General features: G+C 40.3%; 16 protein-coding genes. 10 read left to right on the forward strand and 6 right to left on the reverse strand.

Features of this window, described 5'->3' with window-relative positions:
* Window positions 1–67: 67 nt before the first annotated feature.
* The 9 genes from JMN32_RS15250 to JMN32_RS15290 all read left to right on the forward strand — a co-directional run bounded on the left by JMN32_RS15250 (window position 68) and on the right by JMN32_RS15290 (window position 15,943).
* Entirely contained in the window at window positions 68–499 is a 432-nt protein-coding gene (locus JMN32_RS15250) for an META domain-containing protein (RefSeq protein ID WP_202857214.1), read from the forward strand.
* A 549-nt stretch (window positions 500–1,048) separates the two neighbouring features.
* Window positions 1,049–2,716, forward strand: a complete 1,668-nt coding sequence (locus JMN32_RS15255; RefSeq protein WP_202857215.1) for an alpha/beta fold hydrolase — start codon at window positions 1,049–1,051, stop codon at window positions 2,714–2,716.
* A 478-nt stretch (window positions 2,717–3,194) separates the two neighbouring features.
* Complete coding sequence (locus tag JMN32_RS15260) at window positions 3,195–3,701, forward strand: DUF892 family protein (protein WP_202857216.1); 507 nt, start codon at window positions 3,195–3,197, stop codon at window positions 3,699–3,701.
* Between the two features lie 332 nt (window positions 3,702–4,033).
* Window positions 4,034–4,945, forward strand: coding sequence for an AraC family transcriptional regulator (locus tag JMN32_RS15265; protein ID WP_202857217.1), 912 nt, complete (start codon window positions 4,034–4,036; stop codon window positions 4,943–4,945).
* A gap of 117 nt (window positions 4,946–5,062) precedes the next feature.
* Entirely contained in the window at window positions 5,063–6,034 is a 972-nt protein-coding gene (locus tag JMN32_RS15270; RefSeq protein ID WP_202857218.1) for an aldo/keto reductase, read from the forward strand.
* 592 nt (window positions 6,035–6,626) lie between these two features.
* Complete coding sequence (locus tag JMN32_RS15275) at window positions 6,627–9,035, forward strand: S8 family peptidase (RefSeq protein WP_202857219.1); 2,409 nt, start codon at window positions 6,627–6,629, stop codon at window positions 9,033–9,035.
* Between the two features lie 274 nt (window positions 9,036–9,309).
* The gene (otsB, locus tag JMN32_RS15280; protein ID WP_202857220.1) at window positions 9,310–10,872 is read left to right on the forward strand and encodes a trehalose-phosphatase; all 1,563 of its coding nucleotides are present in this window, start codon (window positions 9,310–9,312) and stop codon (window positions 10,870–10,872) included.
* Window positions 10,865–13,252, forward strand: a complete 2,388-nt coding sequence (locus JMN32_RS15285; protein ID WP_202857221.1) for a glycoside hydrolase family 65 protein — start codon at window positions 10,865–10,867, stop codon at window positions 13,250–13,252. Before otsB ends, JMN32_RS15285 begins: the two co-directional genes overlap by 8 nt.
* A gap of 777 nt (window positions 13,253–14,029) precedes the next feature.
* Window positions 14,030–15,943 carry an AIPR family protein gene (locus tag JMN32_RS15290; RefSeq protein ID WP_202857222.1) on the forward strand — a complete coding sequence of 638 codons (1,914 nt, stop codon included), beginning with the start codon at window positions 14,030–14,032 and terminating at the stop codon, window positions 15,941–15,943.
* A 301-nt stretch (window positions 15,944–16,244) separates the two neighbouring features.
* On the opposite strand, the gene JMN32_RS15295 is transcribed toward JMN32_RS15290, so the two are convergent.
* The 3 genes from JMN32_RS15295 to JMN32_RS15305 all read right to left on the reverse strand — a co-directional run bounded on the left by JMN32_RS15295 (window position 16,245) and on the right by JMN32_RS15305 (window position 18,703).
* Window positions 16,245–16,511, reverse strand: coding sequence for a hypothetical protein (locus tag JMN32_RS15295; protein WP_202857223.1), 267 nt, complete (start codon window positions 16,509–16,511; stop codon window positions 16,245–16,247).
* A 366-nt stretch (window positions 16,512–16,877) separates the two neighbouring features.
* Window positions 16,878–17,801 carry a hypothetical protein gene (locus JMN32_RS15300; protein WP_202857224.1) on the reverse strand — a complete coding sequence of 308 codons (924 nt, stop codon included), beginning with the start codon at window positions 17,799–17,801 and terminating at the stop codon, window positions 16,878–16,880.
* Entirely contained in the window at window positions 17,798–18,703 is a 906-nt protein-coding gene (locus tag JMN32_RS15305; RefSeq protein WP_202857225.1) for a hypothetical protein, read from the reverse strand. The genes JMN32_RS15300 and JMN32_RS15305 overlap by 4 nt, the downstream gene beginning before the upstream one ends.
* 558 nt (window positions 18,704–19,261) lie before the next feature.
* Here JMN32_RS15305 and JMN32_RS15310 point away from each other — a divergent pair.
* Window positions 19,262–19,942, forward strand: a complete 681-nt coding sequence (locus JMN32_RS15310) for a hypothetical protein (protein ID WP_202857226.1) — start codon at window positions 19,262–19,264, stop codon at window positions 19,940–19,942.
* Window positions 19,943–20,323: 381 nt separating this feature from the next.
* Here JMN32_RS15310 and JMN32_RS15315 read toward each other — a convergent pair whose 3' ends face one another.
* The 3 genes from JMN32_RS15315 to JMN32_RS15325 form a co-directional block, all read right to left on the reverse strand.
* On the reverse strand, window positions 20,324–22,831 hold the full coding sequence (locus tag JMN32_RS15315; protein WP_202857227.1) for a TonB-dependent receptor: 2,508 nt from the start codon (window positions 22,829–22,831) through the stop codon (window positions 20,324–20,326).
* The gene (locus tag JMN32_RS15320; RefSeq protein WP_202857228.1) at window positions 22,824–23,738 is read right to left on the reverse strand and encodes a FecR family protein; all 915 of its coding nucleotides are present in this window, start codon (window positions 23,736–23,738) and stop codon (window positions 22,824–22,826) included. The genes JMN32_RS15315 and JMN32_RS15320 overlap by 8 nt, the downstream gene beginning before the upstream one ends.
* 67 nt (window positions 23,739–23,805) lie before the next feature.
* Entirely contained in the window at window positions 23,806–24,312 is a 507-nt protein-coding gene (locus tag JMN32_RS15325) for an RNA polymerase sigma factor (protein ID WP_202857229.1), read from the reverse strand.
* Window positions 24,313–24,436: the final 124 nt, after the last annotated feature.

Consider the following 24,436-nt stretch of genomic DNA (forward strand, 5'->3'; position numbering starts at 1 on the left):
TCTGGTTTTTTCAGGGGTTGACCTGTGAATGTCTTTTGAGATGAGCCCCTAATTATTATCTGTCATTATGAAAAATATCTTAATAATTCTCGTGCTGTTTGCATCATGTAAGGGTGCCAAACCGCAGGATGGACAAAAGAGTGAGACTGAGAATATGAAGAAGCAGTTAAGTAAATCGTGGTCGATTATATCTATTGGAGGGGAAAGTCTTAAGGGCTATAAGTTTACTAAAAAAGCACCTGAGCTGATCCTGGATCTGGAGGACAAAAAACTAAGCGGTTTTGGCGGCTGCAACATGCTTTCAGGGACGGTGGACTTCAGTGAGAACCACCTTAATTTTGGAGTAATCTCTTCATCAAGGATGATTTGCCCTGACATTGAGATAGAACAAAGCCTATTGAAACTATTGAGCAACCAGTCATATGCATACGAAATAGGGCATGATCAACTTATACTTACTGGAGCTTCGGGCAGCGAGATTATAATGAAAGGTAATTAACCAAGCGTCAACCTTTTTCAAATTTAAAAATACTTTCTGTTGCTGAATAAATGTGCAGTTTCATGTCTTATATTTTAACCTTATAAGGTGTCTTTTTTATGGCAGTCTGGCACATGTGTGCACTGCCATGAGTTATAAAGTGCGAAGAACCTCTCACCTCATTCAAGGTAATGATCAACGATGGTTTCCCCCGGAGTTGAAGTACATGTACTTAATTACCCTTACAATAAGTTTTCTCCCTCTGGTCAGAACCTTAGCATGATTAAAACAGATTTAAAATCAATGTAAGGATTCGATGCCGTTACTTGTTCATAACACCGATAATTTTGAGTTGGGGTATGGCCCAACAAAACACTTGAAAATTATTTTCTGGTTACTTACTTGATATTCAGTCTGCTATAGAGCCGTTGGCTTACCCCATAATTTTCCAGGCAACTCTAAAAATGAGGTTGCCGTACTTTTTACGATGGTCAATGAGCAGGCATGACACATTTCTTACCTGGTTGTGCTTTGGTATGCAAGGGTATTTATTTAAAGAAAGCCAAACTTATGAAGCCAGTCACTCAATACACAAAAAGCGGTCGCATCAATATTGCCTATCAGGTATTCGGTTCCGGACCGGTTGACCTCGTTTACATTCCGGGATGGGTTTCCAATATCGATTGCATGTGGGCATGTCCCGAGTTGGTTGATTTTCTGTTGGAATTGGGCAAAGTCTGTAGGGTCATTCTTTTTGATAAGAGAGGGACAGGGCTATCCGATCGAATAGTGGAGCTATCCACACTAGAGGAACGAATGGATGACATAAGAGCGGTTATGGATGCTGTCGGTTCAGTGAAAGCCATACTATTTGGGCATTCCGAAGGAGGATGTGTATCCACTTTGTTTGCAGCTACCTACCCAGACCGGGTGATCTCCCTGATCACGTTTGGGATATTTGCCAAACGAAGGTACTCTCCTGATTATCCGTGGGCACCTACCGATGAAGAACGTCAGGAGATCTATGATATGATCGAAAATGGCTGGGGAAGTGGGGAGATGTACCTGGAGTCACTGGCACCTTCAAAGGCCAATGACAAAGAGTTTATGGATTGGCTGGTCAATTATTTCCGCTCCGGAGCCAGCCCGAGTGCAGCAATGGTACTCACAAAAATGAATACCGAGGTGGATATTATTGACGTATTGGGTTCGGTAAAAGTGCCTACCCTGATGATACAACGCACCCATGATATAGATGTTAAAATTGAAGAAGGGAGATTTATTGCAGAGCGCATTCAAGGAGCTGAATTAGCAGAGTTTGAAGGAGAAGATCATCTTTTCTGGACAGGTAATACCAAGGAAATATTGCGTGAAATGCGAGCATTTATATTAGGTGTTAAGCCAAAAGTACATTATGAAGAGAAGCTGTTTACATTTGTAGTTGCCAGGGCCATTTCTTCTACGCTATTGTCTGCTGATCTGGAACTTATAGATCAGTATGTAACACAATACCGTGGAAAGGTTATACGGCATAATCAGGAAACTTTCATAGCTATTTTTGAAGGACCAAGCAAAGCCGTCCATTGTAGTTTAGACCTGGCCAAGGCCTTTCGGGGAATGGACGCAAAATTGGCAGTTGGAATTCACCTCAAAGAAGCCACAGTGGATGAGGTCCATCTTGTGAGTAGTGAAACTGAAGAATGCCTTGTGGCAGTGCTTAAGCAGGCAAATACCAATCAAATACTGATTACTCAGACAGTAAAGAGCCTTTTATCAGGTTCGGGGCTGAATTTTACTCAAGTTAGACCGTCTTTTGAAACAAGGTCTTGCGAACCCGTTTTGCTGTATCAGGTATCAGATCATGCGTTAACCTATGGACCATTGAACGGTATGCCTCACGTACAGTTGCCACAAAACGATTCATTTCTGGAAAATGTGCTTCAAAGTATTGAGACCCATCTCGATGATACCTGTTTTGGCGTGGAAATGCTATGCAGGGAAGTAGCCATGAGTGAGCGACAGTTGCAGCGAAAGCTCAAAGCCATTACCAATAAGTCTCCTAACCAATTGATCACCTCCGTGCGCCTGCACCGGGCGAAAGAATTCATGCTCTACAGTCAGGATAATATTGCTGAAGTGGCATATCAAACAGGCTTTTCTAACCCCTCATACTTTTCAAAGTGCTTTAAAAAGGAGTTTGGACTGAGTCCATCCTCATTACTTCAAAGCCAAAATTAATGCTTGGTTTTACGGAGATGTAAGGCTACTGAGGATAGGGCTGGTGTCGTCTAAAATGATTGAACTTACCGAAAGTTAAAAAATGCTAAACTTCCGAAAGTTTGGTAAAGCTTACCGTTAAGTGGCACAAGGATAAGGCAATTACCCTTATTGCAGTAATTCTCCCTTTTGGTCCGGATTGAGCGATTCAAAAGTGGCGCTGAACTGAGGAAACAAAATTCCATGAGATGTCATAACAAACTCATTATGAGATAGTCTTATATATAGAGGGCAATAAGAGGGTTGAATTTTTGAAAGCCGAAAATTGATATTAATGAGATCGTCTCGTGATATCTTTTATTGGCAGATCTAACAAAATAAGCGATAGAAGTGACCGAAGGGTAGCCCCAGGAGACGCCAACAAATATCGGTGGTTTGAGTGACGGATGTCATATGAAAAAGGAAAATGATTATCTAGATTCATCGAAAATCAACAAAAATGACTATGAAGAAAAATGAAATAAAGGCTGGTGTTGATGTTGAACAATTTATTGACATAGTGCAGAAATTTTACAACCTCATTATGCAGGAGCAGAGGGAGCTACCTGTGATCTTGCATGAGGTGAAGGACCTACAACTTGTTATTGCCGTTAACCATCAACTGAATTTAGCTAAAAATCAGGTGCATCATACTGAGGTGATACTTCAGGAGATGGGCATAACCCTTCATGACTATGGCGAGGATGTAGAAGTCTTCAAGCAGAAAATAAGCGAATTGATAACTACCTATACCGATCACAAAAGACAAGATTTATTTATAATCCACTTGATCCAAAAAATAAATCGTCAAAAAACGGTTTATCTGAACCTGCTCATGGACTATGCTGATAGCCTTGAAACGACGACATTAAAAGACTTTTTAAACAATACTCGTAAGGAAGAAAAGGCTACCTCGCGCACACTCGCGAAATTAGCGCAATTACTCAGACGTCGCGGTGACAAATAGCTATTATGCCAACCCTCTGAAGATGCTTAGACTGTAAAAGGTGGTTTTATAAAAGGTAACTAACTCAAAGAGACGGAATAAACTTCCGGACCAGGTGCGTAGCATTAACCTCTTCCTAAAAAATAAAGGATCATAAAGAAAAAAGCTTGAATTTAGAGTGGTCCGTAAGGCTTCATAAGCAACTGCAAATATAATAGGAGTGTGAGCGGTCGGCATGGTCCAGCCATTATTCCAGGTTGAACCACATCAAAACGATAATTTTCTGCTATGGATTTTCGACAGTTTTGTCGTTTGATTAAAAATTAATTCAGTAAAGCATTAAAAACATTTCAATGGAAAAAATAGTCCATCATAAAATATCAGACCTGTATAAAACCCTCAGCTTGCCCTTTGAGCAGGAATTAGATTTTACTATTCTAAGCATCCCGGATATTCACCCTCAAATTCCCTTTAAATCCCCCATTTTACAAGCAGATTATTTTTCTTTTATATTAACAAAAGATGGTTCAGGGGTTTATTATCTCGATGATAACAGGTTTCCTTTCGGTTCCGGAACTGTTTATTTTACGAACCCGGGACATATTAAATCATATGAATTAAATGAATCAAATGATGCCTATATAATAACTCTCACAGAAAACTTTTTACGTGAAAACGTACATTCAGAAATCTACAGTGAGTTTCCTTTTCTGTTGGCCGAAATAGTCCCCCCACAAAAATTATCTCAAACCGATTTTGAGGAGTTTGATATTCTTTACAAGCAAATAGAAACCGAATTCAAAAAAGATTCTAAATACAAAAACAAAATTCTCGGGCATATGTTTTTAGTGTTCCTACTAAAAATAAAAGAGAAATTTTGGTTGGATTACGATGCAATTGAAGAAGGTAACAGGAATTCTCAAATAGTCAGGTCTTTCAAGCAGATTTTGGAGGCAGAGTTCAGGAACGTTATGGAAAAGAAGCAAAACAATGACAAATTGCAGGTTCAGGATTTTGCCAAAAGATTGAATCTACACCCTAATTATCTGAATTCGGTAATAAAAAGTAAAACAGGTAGAACTGTGAATGATTGGATTTCTAAAAGAACCCTGGCCGTTTCAAAGAACCTACTTATAAGTACTTCATGTTCTTCAAAGGAAATCGCCTATAAATTAGGCTTTAGCGAACCTACTCATTTTAGTCGGTTCTTTAAAAAGCACACCCAGCTTTCCCCGGGAGCATACAGAAAGTCAAATAAGTTATAGGTGAATCTTTGAAATTGGTCATTTATTGTTTGGTTGAGGTTGTTATATAAGGCCTCAATATCCCGAACCTTTGCATAGTAAACTTTAGAAGTCAGAAATAATTAAAAAAAGCGAATCATGAAAAGAAGAATCGGGAACAGCGACCTGGAAGTTTTTCCAATCGGATTAGGAACAATGGGAATGTCTGAGTTTTACGGACAAACAAATGAAGAACAGTCTATCAGTACAATTCACAAGGCTATCGAACTTGGTGTTGATTTTTTCGATACGGCCGATATGTATGGTAGTGGGCATAACGAAGAGCTTCTGGGCAAAGCTTTAAAAGGCAAGTTTGATAAAATTACCCTTGCTACAAAATTTGCAAATATGCGTGGGCCAAACGGTGAGTTTTTAGGCATAAACGGTAAGCCTGAGTATGTTAGGCAAGCCTGTGAAGCTAGCTTAAAAAGGTTGGGTATTGATACAATAGATCTGTATTATTATCACAGGGTTGATCCTGAAGTTCCAATTGAGGAAACTGTTGGTGCAATGGCAGAGCTTGTAAAAGAAGGAAAAGTGAGATATCTGGGACTTTCGGAGGTTAATGGAGAAACACTACGAAGAGCCCATGCCGTCCATCCCATTTCTGCTGTCCAATCGGAATATTCAATCTGGACACGAGATATTGAAGAAGCAAACTTGAAAGAATGCCGTGAATTGGGTGTTACCACAGTTGCTTACAGTCCGTTGGGCAGAGGTATCTTAACCGGGAAATTCAATAAAATAGAAGACCCTAATGATTACAGGTATCATTTACCCAGAATGCAAACAGAAAATTTTAATTCAAATAAAAAGATAGTTGAAAAGGTAGAAGAAATTGCGGCTTCAAAAAATGCAAAAGCTTCGCAGATTGCTCTCGCCTGGGTTTTGGCAAAAGGCAAAGATATTATTCCTATTCCAGGCACCAAACGGGAAAAATATTTGATTGAAAATCTGGGGGCTCTTAAAATTGAATTAACCAACGACGAAATAAGTGCATTGGATGAATTATACGGGCTTGTAAAAGGTAATCGTTACGATGACTACTCCATGACCAGTACACTACAATAAAATTGTTAGGTGACTTATGTAACCCATTAAAGAAAAATGTTGAATAGGTCATTTATTGCGGTTACTATTAAAGCTGTTGATTGTGGTAAAGCCATGGGCGGGTTTGCGCAGGGGCTTTTCCATGGTTCACAGCTTTCTCCAGTATATAGCTAATGCCTCATGGTTAAAGTCGTCAGTGATGTTTAATATGCTGTGTTTTCTGCCGTCAGTTATAACCTCGCCCATAAAATGATGCTTCCTGCATCATTCTTTGCAAATCGTTTGATGGCTACTTTTCCTCATCTGGAAGAAGCACCTGTAATTCGACATATGCTTTGCTTTTTAATGATATGACAGGGCATATCTTTCCACTCCGGATGGATGAATACATTTTTCGGATTATAGGGTAATGGACACAAATCACTACCTGATCCTGCTTGAAAACAAACAGCATTCAGATTGATCATATTGCACCCCCTGCTTAATTCAATATCGGTTTATGATAACAATCCAAGTGGCTGACGATGGACATCATTGACTGCAATAGTGAAAAATCAAGTACTTGCACATAGCCAGTAATAAAGGCGATTAATTCAACTAAATTTTCTTTATTATGAAAAACCAACATAACCTAAGTTGTTTTACTCTAGATCAGAGGAGAAAAACACGTCCGTACATGAATGGCCATGGCAAGATAAAGCCCTATAGCGGTTTTATCATTGCCAGGTTTTCAGATCAGTTCGCATATATGGAGGGCGAGGACATCAAGGACTTCGCCAAAAAGAATAAAATAGATAGAATCTCAGCTTTACTGGAGAAACACCCACCAAGATCTGTGAGAAGAAGTATTAAGAGTGTGCCAGTATCACGGCTGAAGGAACTCGAAACTAAAGCCCAAAACTCAGACCTACCGCCTCTTAATAGCCTTTCTAATTACTGGAGACTAGACTACCGTAACTATGAAGGTGACCTTGATGAACTGGTGCAGGCATATCAGGATACATTTGAGATAGAGGTGGCGTACAAGGAATACTCTGTAACTGACCCGGTGATCAATGCAGCGGATGATACACTGGCAGCGCAACAAGGGTATTTGGAAGCAGCTCCGGATGGTATTGATGCAAGGTGGGCATGGACTCAGCCCAACAGCGAAGGTGTCGGGGTAGGACTCGTCGACCTGGAGCAAGGCTGGATACCCGGGCATGAAGATTTGACTGCTGCTGGTCCTGCTCTGGTATTCAATGATAATCGGCACGGTGTAGGAACCTATCTCGGTGACCACGGTACGGCTGTGCTGGGAGAAATCATAGGAGTTGATAATACCAGAGGGGTTGTAGGTATTGCTCCCTCTGTCAACTTTGTGAAAATGGTTTCTCACTACGAAGCCGCTACGGGCACGGCGCTGCATGTAGCTGATGCCATTGTAGCAGCCATTACCAATATGAATGCCGGAGACGTGCTGTTGCTTGAAGTGCAAAGAAATTATTTTCCTACAGAAACAGATAGCGCTGATTTTGATGCCATTCGTTTGGCCGTAGCTAACGGTATCGTTGTGGTTGAAGCTGCAGGTAACGGCAACAATGACCTGGATCTGTGGGTGAATGGTGCCGGTTTAAGCATTTTAAATAGGAGTAGTATGGATTTCCGTGACTCAGGAGCCATTATGGTAGGAGCTTCTACAGCAGCATTGCCGCATAACAGGGCATGGTTCTCCAATTACGGTACACGCATCGATTGTTACGCATGGGGAGAAGAAATTGTGACCTCCGGCTATAGCAACCGTCAGGGAAATACATCATTGGGAGGCGAAACTACCGGAACCTATAATGATGACTACACCAGCACCTTTGGAGGTACCAGCGGAGCTTCACCAATTATTGTTGGAGCAGCCCTAACCTTGCAGGGCATGTATAAGGCCACAGCACTCACTCTTCTGTCGCCCCTGCAAATGCGGTCTCTGCTGGCAGATCCGGTTACGGGTACCCCGCAAGGAGTAGCAGTAGCAGGTAATATAGGCGTGATGCCCGATTTAAGAGCTATTATCGAGAATACACTGGAACTTACGGCTGACGTTTATATGAGAGATTATGTAGGTGATATCGGAGTGGTACCTAGTACCGGAGCAATAAGTGCAAGCCCTGACATTATCGTTGCGTCAGCCCTCGTAGCTGACCCTACAGTAGCTTTTGGAGAAGGTAGTGGTACCGAAAACTCAAATACGCTTGGCTATACGGTTGAGTTTGGCCAGGACAACTACATCTATGTGCGGGTGAAAAACAGGGGAGGCAGCGATGCCAATGGTGTTACTTCTACCGTGTACTGGAGTGAAGTATCCACATTGGTCACTCCCAACATGTGGAACCTCATAGGTACATCAAGTCCGGTTAACGTTCCGGTAGGGGATACACTTGTGGTTACTGACCCGATAACCTGGGCAAGTGCCGATATTCCTGCCACCGGGCACTATTGTTTTGTGGGTATTTTGAACCATTCGCAGGATAGCGCTCCTCCGATTCCGGGTCCTGCCAACTTCGACTGGGATGATTTTACCAATTTCATTCGTAATTACAACAATGTGACCTGGAGAAACTTCAATGTAGTAGATGTTGACCCCAGCGAACCAAATGTTGCCATGGAGTTCAATATTACCGGTGCACCTGACAAGAGAAGGTACTTTGATCTGGAGTTGCAAAGAGCACTGCCTCGGGGAGCAAACCTTTGGCTGGAACTTCCATATAACTTGTATGCCGCAATGAACATCAAAGGCATAGAGGCTAAAATTGATAGAAGGAAGTTGTTGGCTAAAGTACTATTGCCTAACCTTAAAAGGATCAGGCTGTGCAATTTACTACTTCCTAAAGGAGCCAAGTATAAGTGCAGATTCATTGTATCTGGTGGTAGAGGATTCGAGAATGGAGTACACCAGGTTGCCATCAGGCAAATTTCTAAAAAGCTGGAGGTGGGCCGCATTAGCTGGGCCATCAGACCTGAACAGCGTAAACGAAGTAAAAAAGGAAAGTAAGCCCTGATTAATTGACTTTAGCCGCTCGCCCCCTTGTAGCGTAAGTACTTTGCTACAAGGGGTAGCGGCTTTTTATTTATTCAAACAATTGACCAACATGGTGTTAATAAAAAACATATTCTTAAATACTAACCGAATCAATATTCACCTGTTGTATGTAATATGGACGATCGCAGTGCACCTATACTGAATAATGATTGGAAGCCTGTGCGTGCTTTTGGGCTAGTTTTCTTTATCAGGTGGCGTGGTCGTTTTTAAGAGTAAGCAAATTATTATGAAGAAGAAAATTGACAGTTTGCTATGTGACCTTGATGGAGTACTGACCAAAACAGCCGATCTCCATGCCAGAGCGTGGAAGCTATTGTTTGATGATTTATTAGAGCAGGCATCAGAAGGAACCCTGGGAGTAGGGCAGAAGTTTGTTATTGCTACGGATTATCCAAAATTTATAGATGGGAAACCCCGCCTTGAAGGCATTAGAAGTTACCTGAAGGCTCGGAAACTGGATATTCCCGAAGGAGATAAGGATGACCCCGCGGAAATGAAAACGGTCCATGGCCTGGGCAAAAAAAAGAACCAGCTTTTCCATAAATTGCTGAATGCAGAAGGAGTGAAAATATATGCGGCCTCAATCAAGGCAATTACAGCATGGAAAAACAAAGGTTTAAAAATAGCTGTGGTTTCTTCCAGTAAAAATTGCCTGTCTATACTGCAATCTGCTGGCATTGAACAGTTGTTTGATGCCATTGTGGATGGCAATGTTGCACAGGAAAAAGGTCTGGCCGGCAAACCCGAACCAGATGTCTTTTTATACGCAGCCTTCTTGCTTCAAACCAACCCGAAAAATGCTGCAGTGGCGGAAGATGCAGCAGTAGGTATTGAAGCTGCAAAGCGTGGAAAGTTTGCATTGTCCATCGGTATTTTGAAGGAAAATAACGCCCGCATTCTCTTGAAATCCGAAGCAGATGTGACAGTCAGAGACCTTAGCGAGATTACCTATACAGGAGAAAGCATGAGATATCCGCTATCCCTTGAAAAACTTGATCATGCCTGTTTAAGTGAGTACCACATAAGCAGATCATTACAACTCTATGAACCGGTTTTCTTCTTTGATTATGATGGTACACTAACCCCTATTGTAGCTCACCCGGAAGATGCTCTACTCTCACAAGCCACCAGGGAGAGACTCAAGACACTTTCAGAACGGGCCTCCGTAGCTGTAATCAGCGGCCGGGATAAGGATGATGTGAAGAAACTGGTAGGGCTGGAGAATATCTTCTATGCGGGGAGCCATGGTTTTGACATAGAAGGCCCCGGCAGTGTCACTCATCATGTTCCTCATGCCCAGGATATCATGCGGTCAGTGATAAAAGCAACCGCACTTTTACAGGAAAAATTACAAGCCACTGATGGCGTACAAATAGAACCGAAGAAATTTGCAGTGGCTGTACATTACCGTAATACACCAAAGGATCTTTGGCAGGAGGTCAGGGAGGTATGCCAGCAGGTCGCTGACCAATTTTCAAACCTTAAAAACAGTGAAGGTAAAATGGTTATGGAGTTACGCCCTGATGTAGACTGGGATAAGGGCAAAGCCATGGAATGGGTGGCCGGTAAACTGGGCGTTCAATCACCTCAATTTCATTATTTTTATATGGGCGATGACTTCACAGATGAAGATGCCTTTAGAGCCTTGCCAGAAAATGGGACCGGTATTTTGGTGGGGAGCCATGAAGGCTATACCTATGCAGACTACCATGTCAAAGGCCCTGAAGAAATAGACCAGCTACTTACGAGTTTCATCAATATTATTCAAAAACACCGAATGGATGTCTGACTGGAAACTAATATATACCGATTTGAAAAAGGAGCAGGAAGGGCTCAGGGAGTCTCTTTGCGCCCTTGGTAACGGCTATTTTGCCACCAGAGGTGCGGCAGAGGAGTCAGAAGCAGACGGAGTACATTACCCGGGGACCTACCTGGCAGGGGGTTATAACCGGCTCAAATCAGAATTGGCAGGTAAAACAATTGAAAATGAGGACCTGGTCAATTGGCCCAACTGGCTACCCCTGAGCTTCAGGCTGGAAAATGACAAAAACTGGTTCCGTTTGGAAACCAAACAAGTGCTGAGCTACCGGCAAGAACTCGATCTTTCAGAGGGCCTTTTCAGGCGTGAGATGCATGTTAGGGACGAAAAAAACAGAGAAACAAGGATACTAAGTACCAGGATGGTAAGTATGGATAATCCTCATCTGGCTGCTATCCGGTGGGAATTTGAGCCTGTAAATTGGTCGGGAACGGTTATGATACGCTCTGCAATTGATGGCTCCGTAAAAAATGAAGGAGTGAAGCGGTATCAGGCATTGAATAGCCAACACCTGAAAATTATTGAGCAAGGAGAAACGGACGATGTTATTTACCTTTTGGTTCAAAGTAACCAATCCCGAATTTATATGGCTCAGGCGGCCAGGTGTCAGGTATTTTTTAAGAACAAAAGTGTAGCAACAAAGCGGGAATCGTTGCAGGAGGAAGGGAAAATCTCCGAACGGCTTTCCTTTCATGTTTCGCAAGGAAAAACAGTTAAAATTGAAAAGATAGTGGTACTCTCAACCTCCAAAGACCGGGCTACAAGTGACCCGCTAGACAATGCCCTGGAGGTGCTTTGTGACGAACCCGACTTTTCAACGTTGCAGGCAAGGCATTCAAGGGCATGGAAAAGGTTATGGAAGCAGTTTGGGATATCTCTAAAATCCCGGGGGAATTCTCAGTTTCTTTTACGGCTTCATATCTTTCATATTCTACAAACCAGCTCCGTACATACCATTGGCCGGGATGTGGGCATACCTGCACGGGGCTGGCACGGTGAAGCCTACCGTGGCCATATCTTTTGGGATGAGCTTTTTATATTTCCGTTATTGAATTACCGTTTGCCAGACCTCACACGCTCTTTATTGCTCTATCGTTACTACCGGCTGCGGGCAGCAAAAAAACTGGCCGCAAAGGAAGGTTTTGCAGGGGTAATGTTTCCCTGGCAGAGTGGTAGCAGTGGGCGTGAAGAAAGCCAGGTGATGCATTTGAACCCCAGATCGGGTAAATGGGTCCCGGATAATACTTACTTGCAACGTCATGTGAACCTTGCCATAGCGTATAACATCTGGCAATACTATGAGGTGACGGGCGACATGAACTTTATGAAATACTATGGGGTTGAAATGCTCCTCGAGATAGCCCGTTTCTTTGCCGGAATTACTACCTGGAGTGAATCCAAACAGCGCTATGAGATCAGAAAAGTAGTTGGGCCTGATGAATTCCACACGGCTTACCCCGAAAGTAACGAGCCTGGGATCGATAACAATGCTTATACCAATGTGGTAACTTCCTGGCTCTTCTCTCATGCTTTGAAGGCATTTGACATTATTGACACTTCCCGTCAGGAAACATTGAAACAAAAGCTACAGGTAGATGACCGGGAATTTCGAAAATGGGAAGAAATAAGTAAGAAGCTTTTCGTACCATTTATGGAAGAAGGGATTATTGCCCAGTTTGAGGGCTATGAACAATTGCGGGAATTCGATTGGGAAGGCTACCGGAAGCGGTACCCGGACATTAAGCGACTCGACAGGATATTGGATGCGGAGGGAGATTCTGTTAATGATTACAAAGCCGCCAAGCAGGCGGATGTGCTCATGCTTTTCTACCTGTTTTCTTCGGAGGAATTAGTGGATTTATTCCAAAATATGGAATACGAGTTTAACCCTGAATGGATTCCTGAGAACATCAAATATTATGTGTCCAGAACATCCGATGGTTCGACGCTTAGTCGCGTTGTTCGCTCATGGGTAGAAGCCAGGTCAGACCGTGAATGTGCCTGGAGCTGCTTCAGAGAGGCTGTTGTAAGTGATTTTGAAGATATTCAAGGAGGCACCACGCCAGAAGGCATCCATCTTGGCTCCATGGCCGGAACAGTAGATATCATCCAAAGGTGCTTCACTGGGCTGGAGGTGAGAGACAACATCCTTTGGATCAACCCATGCTTCCCTAATGAGATCAGTTCATTTAGCATGCAAATTAATTATCGGGGAACCTGGCTATTCCTGGATTTTTCGGGAACCCAATGCCGGATTGAACTCAAAGATGAGACCGACTCGCCGATAAAAATCAAGTTCCGGGATCAGTTTTTTGAGATATCAGGAAAAACAACAAAGGTTGTGTCGTAAAGCTTAAACAGGGCTGATCCCACCTGAATTTCCGGGAAGAGATACCTGCACCTTTAACCTCCGGTTCGAAGCACATGTGTACCCTTCTAAAAAAGTGAAACTACAGGCTTTTCTCTAACCTCACCCTAAACCCCATCCTAAAAGGAGAAGGACTTATACAAATGGCCTTAGCTGAATAACGCAGGTGCTATTTTAGCTTTGATCAACCTTTCTATTAAAAGCAGGAGCTTCAACACTATTGCCGATGAGCGAACCTCAAATGAAATTGCAGAATCAACTAATTGCCGACATCCTAAAATTCTCCCTTGAGGGAGATGTCCGCAGGACAGAGGGGAGGGGATCTGCCCACCACCAGGAGACCCCTGAACTTTCAAGCACTTACTACCTGCTGTTTATCTTACCTCCTTCCCCGCGGAGACTCTCCCTTCCCGTCCCAGCAGAGTCTCTCGCAGACCTCGCAGGGGACTCTGCGCCATCTGTATACCTAAAAAAAACTTGAATTTCCCTGAAAAATACCCAAGGTTGGGTATTGACATCAATACCAGGCTCAACTACTTTTAGATTTGGTATGTATGCGAATTACTGATGTTGGGAAAGTTCAGGTTATTGGTGTTGGTGGATCATATATATATGTTCAGGGTATGCTAGACCTGATGGTAGTTGTTTATAAGTAATACAAATATCTTATTAATTATCAGTGTTTTTAACGTTTTTGGATGTATTGCAAGTAATGTGCTCTGCACTTTACACATATGTTAGTATGAATTATCTCAGCACATGGACAGAATAATTGAAAGCTTTGTTGAAGACTTTGAAAGTGACTTCAATTACAAAGAAAAAGACAGGAATAAACTTTTCGAGCATTTTTCTAATTACCTGATAGTCTCTAAACTGTATCCTGATAAATCCTCGATTGACAAGATTAATGTTGGAGGAGCAAAAAACCCAGGAATTGACGGATTAGCAGTAATGACCAATAATCATTTAATTACTTCAATTGAAGAAGTGGATTACTTCATTCAGGAGAACGATTTATTAGAGGTAGATTTCAATTTCGTCCAGTCAAAGACAACTTCAAGTTTTGAACTATCGGGTATATCGAATTTTATCACATCTGTTCGTGAGTTTTTTAAAGATGGAAATTTATGTTTTGAAGATGAGTTATTGAACCTTAGAGATTTAAAAAACTATATCTACAAAAACAGCATCAAAATGGAAAAAAGTCCTACCATAAAACTGTATTACATAACCACAGGAAAATGGATAGGAGATCAGAACCTATTAACAACAGTCAAAACTGGGATTAATGATTTGATGAGTACTGACCTTTTCTGTGATGTCAAGTTTATTCCTATAGATGCAGATAAAATAAAGTCACTTTACAGAGAGATAAAGAATAAAATCACCCGAGAAATTTCTTTTGAAAAACATACTATTCTTCCAATGATTGACAAAGTGTCGGAATCATATTTGGGTATTCTTCCTGCAGGTGAGTTAATAAAAATCACGACAGATGAAGATGGTGAGATCATAAAAACAATCTTTTACGATAACGTTAGAGACTTTCAAGGATTTAATAAAGTCAATAGTGGCATTAGAGAAACAATCAACAATACTCAGTCGAAGGATAAGTTTGTCTTATTGAACAATGGGATTACAATTGTTGCCAAATCTTTGAATAAAGTAGGGAGTTCATTTAAAATTTCAGACTTCCAAATTGTAAATGGCTGTCAAACCTCTCATGTATTACATCACCTGAAAGATTTAGTAGACTCTAATGTAAAACTTCCCTTGAAACTGATAGTTACAGATGATGACGATACAATTAATGATATAATAAAAGCTACTAACAGTCAAACAGAAGTTAAAAATGAAGCATTCGAGATTTTAAAACCCTTTCATAAACGTTTAGAGGAATTTTATGATTCATTTTCAAAAGATGAAGCCAAAAGATTGTTTTATGAAAGGAGATCAAAACAATATTCAGGTGCAAAGGCCAGGCAAGAAAAGGTGATAAGTCTTTCTACGCAAATTTCTTCCTACGTTGCAATGTTTTTAAATGAACCCCAAAGTACTCATAGGTATTTTGGAGAGTTATTGAAGGCCTACAACAATAGACTATTTCTAGAGAATCATTCACTTTATCCCTATTATACAAGTGGTCTTGCTTTAAGTGTTATTGAAGAGTTTTACAGGGATGGAAATCTTAGTTCAAGCACTAAAAAGTTTAAATTTCATTTATTATTAATGCTACGGATTCATGTAGCTGGGGAAAAAACCCCTATCAATGTAGCCTCAAATAGTAAACTCGAAAATTATTGTTTAAAAATTTGTGATATTTTATGGAACAGGGAAACTGCGTTAAAAAATTTTAAATTGCTTGAATCCAAGCTTAAATCCACGCTGGATAACACTGACTTATTGAAAAGACAAGCGCATTCAATGAGAGCCTTCACCGAAGAGCTGATACCAACCGTAACAGAAAACAGAAAATTCGGAAAAGTTACATATTATAACAGCACAAGAGGTTTTGGGTTTATAAGGATTGATGGTACAGATGATGATGTCTTCATTCATTATACTGAAGTTATGAAAGCTTTTGATGGACTGACCCCATATGCAAAAAGTTTCTCATTTGACGTGTATGAATCTGATAGAGGGCCTCAAGCAAAAAACATGGAATTAATATGATAATCATGTTAACATAACATATGAGCCATAGCAGTAAATATTAACTATATTTTAGACAACTTAATTCAATCGTAATGTCACTGCTTTCATCATATGCTCAAGCGTATAGTCCACTTGCGGATTTCTTTTCAAAATCCGTGTCGCGCAGGCACACCCCTAGCTCCAGTCTGTTTTAGACTTGTGTTAGAACAATGAAAAAGAGAGTCTGAGACATGGCAATTTGAGATTGAAACTTGGCAAGTAAGTACTTCAATACCAAAATAACATAACAAGAGCTGCCTCCCCGGCAGCTCCATAAAATTCAACACTTCACTAATTTCTCAAGACTTTCCCACAAAATCTTAAGATTAAAAAGAGCCATCTTTTCGGTGGTATCAAGAGATAAGTCTGTATGATACAGCGCAAAGTCATGAACCATTTTTAAAGAATCAATTAACTCATCAATTCCCTGAAACTTGATTTTGTGCATAAATTCAACCTCTGAAGAATTTAAGGGCTTAAAATCCATTGAAGGATTAGGGTGATTTTCGCCTTTAAGACAGGCAACTTGACCATTTGGGTTTCGCATAGTGTAAATGGATTAAATTGAAAATAAAATAGGAGAAGTCACTGCGAAACCCATCAAAGCGACGCCTTGAACGGTCTTCGGGACTTGCACCCGTATGCTTCTCCAAAATCTTCTGTCTGATCCGTAAATTGGGGATTGACGTCATAATCGTTAAAAATCTTAAATGGGTTTCGCACTTCAAATATACAACTAAAAGTAAACTGAGGGAAGAAAATGTTAATCGTAGTACGTGCCTAGCACAAGTCTGTTTTAGACTTGTGTTTAAAGAATGGGTTGGTACAGGGATTTAAGGATTATTTTCTGTTTTTATAATAAATTAAGTCTCCAGTGATAAACGTATGGTCAGTCAATACAGTCTATATATACTCACTTTCTGGGCAAGGTCCACTTACTGTCACCTACCATAGAGTTTAAATCTGCACTAAAAATATTGCAGATATGAGAGCTTTTTACTGAATCTGATTTACCTATTTGCCAAAAAGGATCTCTTGAAGTAAAATAGCTGATATTGAAGTAGTATCTATCATTTAGAAGTGCTATATGGTGTACGTGTCCTTCTATATCTATATTTTTTTGCTCTTCATTATCGAAAATAAATAGTTTGGTGATCATTTGCTCATGTTGGTACCACAATACAGACTGTGTTCCATTGCTGAAGAATGACCACTCATCAATGTTGTTGTCCATTTTAACAGAATGCAGTTTGCGTTTTTGTAAATCATTTCTTCGAAGGCTATAAATATTTAGGTTTTTACCATCAAATGAGCAAAGGAAGAAAACCCCACCTACAACGGTGGCTCCTTTGATTTCCTCTCCCAGAGTTAAGCTTTCTACCTTATCATCTGAATACCAGTACAATGTTTCATTGAGATACCCAAAAATTATATCTTTCCCTTTATAATTTGAATAGCTCAGGGTATTGAAAACACCATAGTCAAGGATTTGTTGTTCTAAGGGTAATTTACCAACCCCCTCATTGTATAGATAGAACTGATTATTATAATCCTTGAACAACAAACCCATGGAATTTGTCTCATTATTATATCCCATATCCCTCACAAGCATAGAATCTATACTCATTATGCAAGTGTTAGGGAGTTTTTTAATATTAATCTTATCAGAAAACTGGTAGTTAATTTCAGCAAAATATAAGTTATCACCCCCAACTTGAAAATCTGTAATGACAGAGGACTCAAAAAAAGTTTCTTGTGATAAGGTTTGAGCATGAATACTTGCGCCCATGCCCGCGTATAAAGTAGCAAAAAGGAAGTTGATAATGAGTTTGCTCATTCTTTCTTTGATATATTTTGATAATCTATAAATTGGTCATTTTGATTGGGAATTAATCTTTCTGCTACTTCAATATCAGCTTGTAAGTCATAGGTGTCAAAAGTTCCAGACCCGTCATCCTTAAAATTGGTGGTCTCTTTGTTCTTAAAAGTTATGTTTTCTGGCGTCACTCCTAATGTATTAAACAATTTTAATACCACCCCTTTAAATTTAATAGAACCAGCTATGTCAGTCACTTTATCCTTGTTTTTTCTATCTTTCAAAATTTTTGTCCCAGATTTTAATTCAGAAAAATCAATCTGAGCATTATTTTGAAGTTTTACTCCATGTTTCCCCAAATCCAATCGTATCTTATCTTCCTTTAAACTGACAGTAAGTTTTGAATCAATTATCTCAATTTGATCTATTTTCTCAAACTCTGTTTTTTGATTTGCAAACTTATTTTTAAGATCTGAATCACTCTCAATTAAGGCAACAACATCACTCCCGTTAAGTACAATGTGTTGTTTTCCTAGTGCTATTAAAAGCTTTATTTTTTTAATTGGCCTATCCTTTGAGAGAAGCGTTTTAAGTTCCGAAGATGTTAATTTTCTAGGTTCCTGCTCACTTTTAATATCTTCTTTGTCTGGATTTTTTTCCGAGGCTTTTAGCTCTAAACTTCCATCAGTCATATGATCCGTTGCGTTAGAATAATCTATCCGCATCATCTGGATTATATCATTTAAAGAAGCCCTTCCTACGGAATTGGAAGAAGTATTTGATGAAGCCCTAGGAACAAAATCTGCTGTACCTACTATGCTAGTGGACCGCGAATCTCGAAACAAGTTATTCTTCTGTAAATTATCAGATTTATGACCAGGCGCTGATAATGAAGACTGTTGCTGTTGATGATGCTCACTCATAACTATTCAGTTGCATAACCATTCAGTTGCTTTTTAATCAATATTAAATATGGGGAGACTGCGTTAAATTTAGGGGCGGGTAAATATAGTTTTTTTTTCTATTAAACGAATATTTATGCTCTTGGTAAATAGGAATCACACTGAGAAAAACAAACTCAAAATAGATAAAAGCTCACAATACAATCAAAACACAAGTCTGTATGATACAGCGCAAAGTCATGAACCATTTTTAAGGAATCAGTTAGCTCATCAATTCCCTAAAACTTGATGTTGTGCATGAATTCAACTTCTGAAGAATTTAAGGGCTTAAAAATCCATTGAAGGATTAGGATGATTTTCGCCTTTAAGACAGGCAACTTGACCATTTGGGTTTCGCACTTCAAGTATACAACTAAAAATAAACTGACAGAAAAAATATCTGTTGTAACACACTATCAATTGGTATATCGCTTTCGTCAATTGAAATGGCACTTACATACAATTGCTCTCACTTAAATTTCAAAGTCGTCTTATACTTGACCTAACAAATTTTTAAAACCAGTATCAAACAGTTATAAGATGAAAAATGTAAGAAACCTATTTAGAATTTGTGCCATAGTGGCTGCTTTCTTTCTCACAAGTTGTGAAGATCAATTTGTAGAAGAGCCTAAAACAACCTTAGTTGATCTACCCGCTCCTAATGGTGAAATTAGAGGATCGAAGGATGCCCGTGAGATAACAGATCAATTATATTTAGAATTTTTTGAATGCACTTATTTTAACGGATCCTTTTTGGCGCCAAAGCCCTGGGTTATGGGAGATGTATTATGGCTTGATGACGATAAAACCCCTTTCCCTCAAAAAGACGTTGTGCCTTGGTATCTGGACAATGCCACCATATATGCTTATAGAAAATTACAAAGTGACCCATATCCCACCCAAAAATCGCTACGCGTTGGCACCGGTGGATATGCTTACATGAATTTTCTAAGACCAGGAAACAGTTTAGGTCTTTATGTCAATTTAGCAAAAGACGTAGTCAACGATGGCAAAATGCAACAATTTAGCATCTATGCCTTTTATAACGATGCCTGGCATTTGGCAAAATCAGGGATTATGATTGACTCGCATAACCCTACAAACATTACAGTAGATAATATCGATGCTGGCACTGGCCAACCGATATCGGTCGCGCTTGTACTTGATCCGGATAATACGATGCCATTGGACTTTTCGTCATTTTATTTGGAAGTATTGTAACGTTAATCCACCTCGGCTAAAGCAGCCCTCTCTCAGTATACTGTAAAAACACTGGAATTGAGGAACGCTATAAGTTACAAAAAGCAGTCTGAGAAACTGAGCGATGGCGAAGTGGACAGGCTGCTTTTTTGTTTGAGTGGCTAATTCGGTTCGACTAGTGCCACCCATTTCGGTGTGTTAGTGCCAGTGATTTCGGTTCAAACTGTGCCAGTCACAAGAAGCTAAAACGGTTCGATTTGTGCCAGTGATAACGGTTCAATTAGTGCCACTTTGAAAGATCCATGTGTCATCACTTCCCAGAAGAGTCTCTCGCAGACTTGCAGAGGCGCTGCGTCACCAGGAAAAGCCAGTTACTGAAGGAGATTAGCTTTTTTAAGAGCATTAAAAACTGATTCTAACGAAGACATTTGGGGTAATCCCCAGCGACTTTTGATCTACCTCCCTTATGGATCCACTGTCTCCAACCTGAAAGTATGTGTTTACAATATTTTTTCTATCCAGGATGTTCCAAACGCCACCACCTGCCTGGGCTTCGATTTCCTTACCAACCTTAAAATTATACCGTGCTGAACAGTCTATACGAACATAATCATCAAGTCGGTAGCTATTAGGTGAGTCGTAAATCACCTGGTTATCTTTAATTTGTTCGGGTACCTGAGGCTTTGTGAATGGTTTACCTGTGTGAGCATTGGCCCCTACAGAAAATTGAAAGCGCCTGGTCTGGTAAGTGGAACCCAATGTGGTGGAATGCCTGATATCCAAATTATTGGGGAATTCAGGCGGGCTAAAGTTTTTAAAACTAAAAGTGTTTCGCGCGTATGAATAACTTAGCCACATACTTAGCCTCTTAAATTTCTTATTCATAATAAAGTCAAAACCTATGGCATCATACGTTCCAATTGACCTGACAAACTGGTATTGGTTCTGAAAACCCTGGCTGGAAGATATAATGCCATCAACCTTTTTATAGTAGCCGTCAACACTTACCAAAAACCTCGGCCGGTTATACTGCAAGCCGAGGGATATCTGCTTACTTCTGATCAAAGGGACGTCATTGTCATTGACCAGTATCCACCTTCTCTTTTCAACACCTAAAAAATCAGTCTGCAAATCAATGATCTGTGTGGTAACCTGGCTTTTTAGCTCCCCCAGTACCTCCACAGAAAGGTAAGGTAAAATTTTCTGACTAAAGGCTAAGCGAGGCTCCAGCCTTACTTTATCAAACTTCTTAAAATAGTTGGTACGCAGCCCGCTTCTCAGGTTGGTATTTCCTGAGTTGGAACTAAAAGTAGCTTCCGCAAAAAGGGAATGGGTTTGCACTACTTCTTTTATATACCTTCGGAATATTGGCTTATTAATGTCTTCCAGGTTTCCCACCCCAATCTCCGAAAGCTGATAACCGGTAAGAATATCCATGTTTTTGGAGAGAGATACCCTTGAGTCCAGCTTAAAACCGATGTCCAATATCTCATTTTCCTGGATCAGGCGCTGGGCGTTTAACACATCAAAATTTATAGCTTTCAGGCCATAAGACGAGAGATATGCCTGAGCTGAGGTTTTTACTTTTTTGCTCCATAAACGTTCGTACACCACATTTGAAGCCATGCTTCTTTGCCTGAGACTACTGGTCTTAAACTCCGTCTGACCATCCATGATGGCACTTTCCTCATAGGTTATTTTATTGTTGATGCCCAGGAAATTAAAACGGAGCTTATCTTTTTTCGTGATCTCTGAAGTAACCTTCAGACTGGCATCATAAAAATAGAAGGCTTCATTGGACCCAAAAACCTTATCGTTTGATGCATTAATAACTTCCGTATTACTAAAAGTACGCTCGAAATATTGCCGGTAAGTAGATGTTTTTACCACATCAGCGATGGATCTTCGGCCCCCTACTTCAATGGAAGTTTTATCAGATAAAGGCACTTTTACAAAGGCATCTGCATTGATCAGGTTAACGCCCACACCTCCTGTAAACTCTTCCGCTACGTCATTGTCCGTATGAATATCTATGGTGCTGGAGACACTTTCTCCCAAAGCGGCACTGGTTCCATTTTTAATCAGGTTAGCTTCTTTGACCAGGTAAGGGTTAAATACGGATATCAAACCAAAAAAATGTCCGGGTTGATATATTCTGATACCATTCCAGAGCACCAGGTTCTGGTCATTAGTACCGCCTCTTACGTTGATATCGGAAACTGTCTCATTGATACTATGAATACCGGGCAGCGCCTGTAGTGTCTGTAGCACATCGGGTTCTGTAAGGCCGGGCAATATTCCCAGGTTTTCGGTATGGATAGTGAAGGAGCCATCTACTTGCTTGGTTATTCCCTCGGTAATGTAATTACTTACCACTATTTCATTCAGTGTAGTTACTTCCTGTTTTAAATACAGTTTGGTACAAGGGGTGGCTGATAAGATACGGACAGGAACATTAACAGGAACATAACCCAGGTGCCTTATTAAGGCAGTATCTTGTGAGGATAGATTTTGAAAAGTAAACTTACCGGCTTCATCACTTACTGCGAAGCTGTTTCCGGCTTGTATAGTAGCACCGGCTACTACCTCTCCGGTCGCTACATCGACTAATATGGCACAGATATTATTTTCTTCTGCTTTTGCCCGGCTTATTGTAATAAAACGGTTATTGAGTTGCCGAAATATCAGACCGGTTTGTTGTTCTAAAAACTGAAGAGCCGATTCAAGTGATGAATCTTTTGGGGGATGGACAACAAAAACACCTTCAATGTTTTTGTCTACATAGGTGAAGGTGACCTGATACTGTTGTTCCAGCTTGTCTAGTATGCTATGGAGTGGTACTTTTTGCTCCTGGGCGTAACTGCTCAGCGAAAACACCAGCAACAAAACAAGGGTAAAGCCTTTATTCACCGTTACTTTTCAAAATTATTTTTTGATTGTCTAGTATTTCGTACTCCAGATTTAAGGGGTAGGCGATAGATTTCAGGGCCAACGTAAGGTCACCATGAGTAAACTTGCCCGTAAAAGTCTGCCCCAAGGCTATGCCTTCAGTAACTACTGTTACACCATATTGTCTTTCAAATTCGTCAACCACTTGAATGAAAGGTACACTTTCAAAAGCACTTTCATTTCCAATCCAGGCTGGTGAAGCAGCAAGGATATTAGCTTCCTGAAAAAGCTGACCGTCTACTAATCTGAACATATGCTTTTGCGACAGTTTCGCCTCATGGTCACTGGCAGATACCTGCACCAAACCTTCAAAGCACACCACTTCAAAAAAGTTTTCACGATCTTTTACATTAAACTGGGTACCCAGAACGGTAACCGTACCAGATGATGTTTCCACACTAAATCTGGAACCTTTTTTTACTTTAAAAAAGCCTTCACCATGGAGTTCAACTTCACGATCCTGCTCCCAATTTCCCTGGCTATAAGAAATGCTTGAAAGTGCATTGAGTATCACAATGGATGAATCAGGAAGTACCACCTCTTTTCTATCTGCGAATGAAGTTTCGATAGTGACTTCTGCTGAATAAAAGAAATAGAAATACACGCCTGCCATGACCACAAGTGTCGCGGCAATTTTCATCAGAGAATTAAACCAGTTAACGTGGACTGTTTTACCTTGCGCACGCTTTTTATTTGCATGGAGTTTTTCCAGCTCCTGTTGAGGATTATATTCAGGGGCCTTAAATGCTTGTAATGCATTGGAGAGCTTTTCCAGAGCATGGTAGTCCTCTGTTTTTTCAAAAGCCACTTTTTCCTCTTGCGTCAGTGTGCCCTCTATCCACTTTTTTATGTATTCTTCTTTTTCCATTATTTATGCTCAACATTATTGTAACAGATAGAAGGTCAAATCTCCTACTTGCTATTCAAAAAAAAATTCAAATACCCTCAACTTTCTCTCTGAGGATAGCCAGTGCCGTATATATTCTCTTCTCTACGGCCTTTCGCGAGATCCCCAGCATATCCGCGATTTCCTGGTGCTTCTTACCTTCCACTCTGTTCAGTAAGAACGCGACACGCTGCGCTTCTGTTAAACTTTCCAGTGCCTGCTGAAGCTTATCCATATATTCATTTCCTTCCATGATATACTCAGGCGACTCGGGTGTATAGCTTTTTAGCTCATTTTCCTGTCGATACTTCAATACAGTCTTTTTCTTAGAAAGCTCATTCAGCACCTGATTACTGGCAACCGTATAAAGAAATGATTTCGCCTTTTCCGGCGATACCTTTTTACAGTTATTCCAAAGCTTGATAAAGGCATCCTGTACCATATCATGCGGATTGTTATCAGCACCATATTTATAATATAAAAACTGATACAATTCCCTGGACAGCTTATTAAAAAGCTTATTAAATACACCTTCTTCACAAACATTTTCTCCCATTAGTAGCAGTGGTTTGGAATAAAAGTAAAAATAAAATTTAAAAAGTAGGTAGGAATTTTTGAGGGCAATCGGTTCTAGGTATGAATGGCTTGGAAAAGCATTCAAAAAAGTAAGGAGCTGTTTA

This window comes from Fulvivirga marina, from assembly GCF_016775155.1.
GTDB classification, from domain to species: domain Bacteria; phylum Bacteroidota; class Bacteroidia; order Cytophagales; family Cyclobacteriaceae; genus Fulvivirga; species Fulvivirga marina.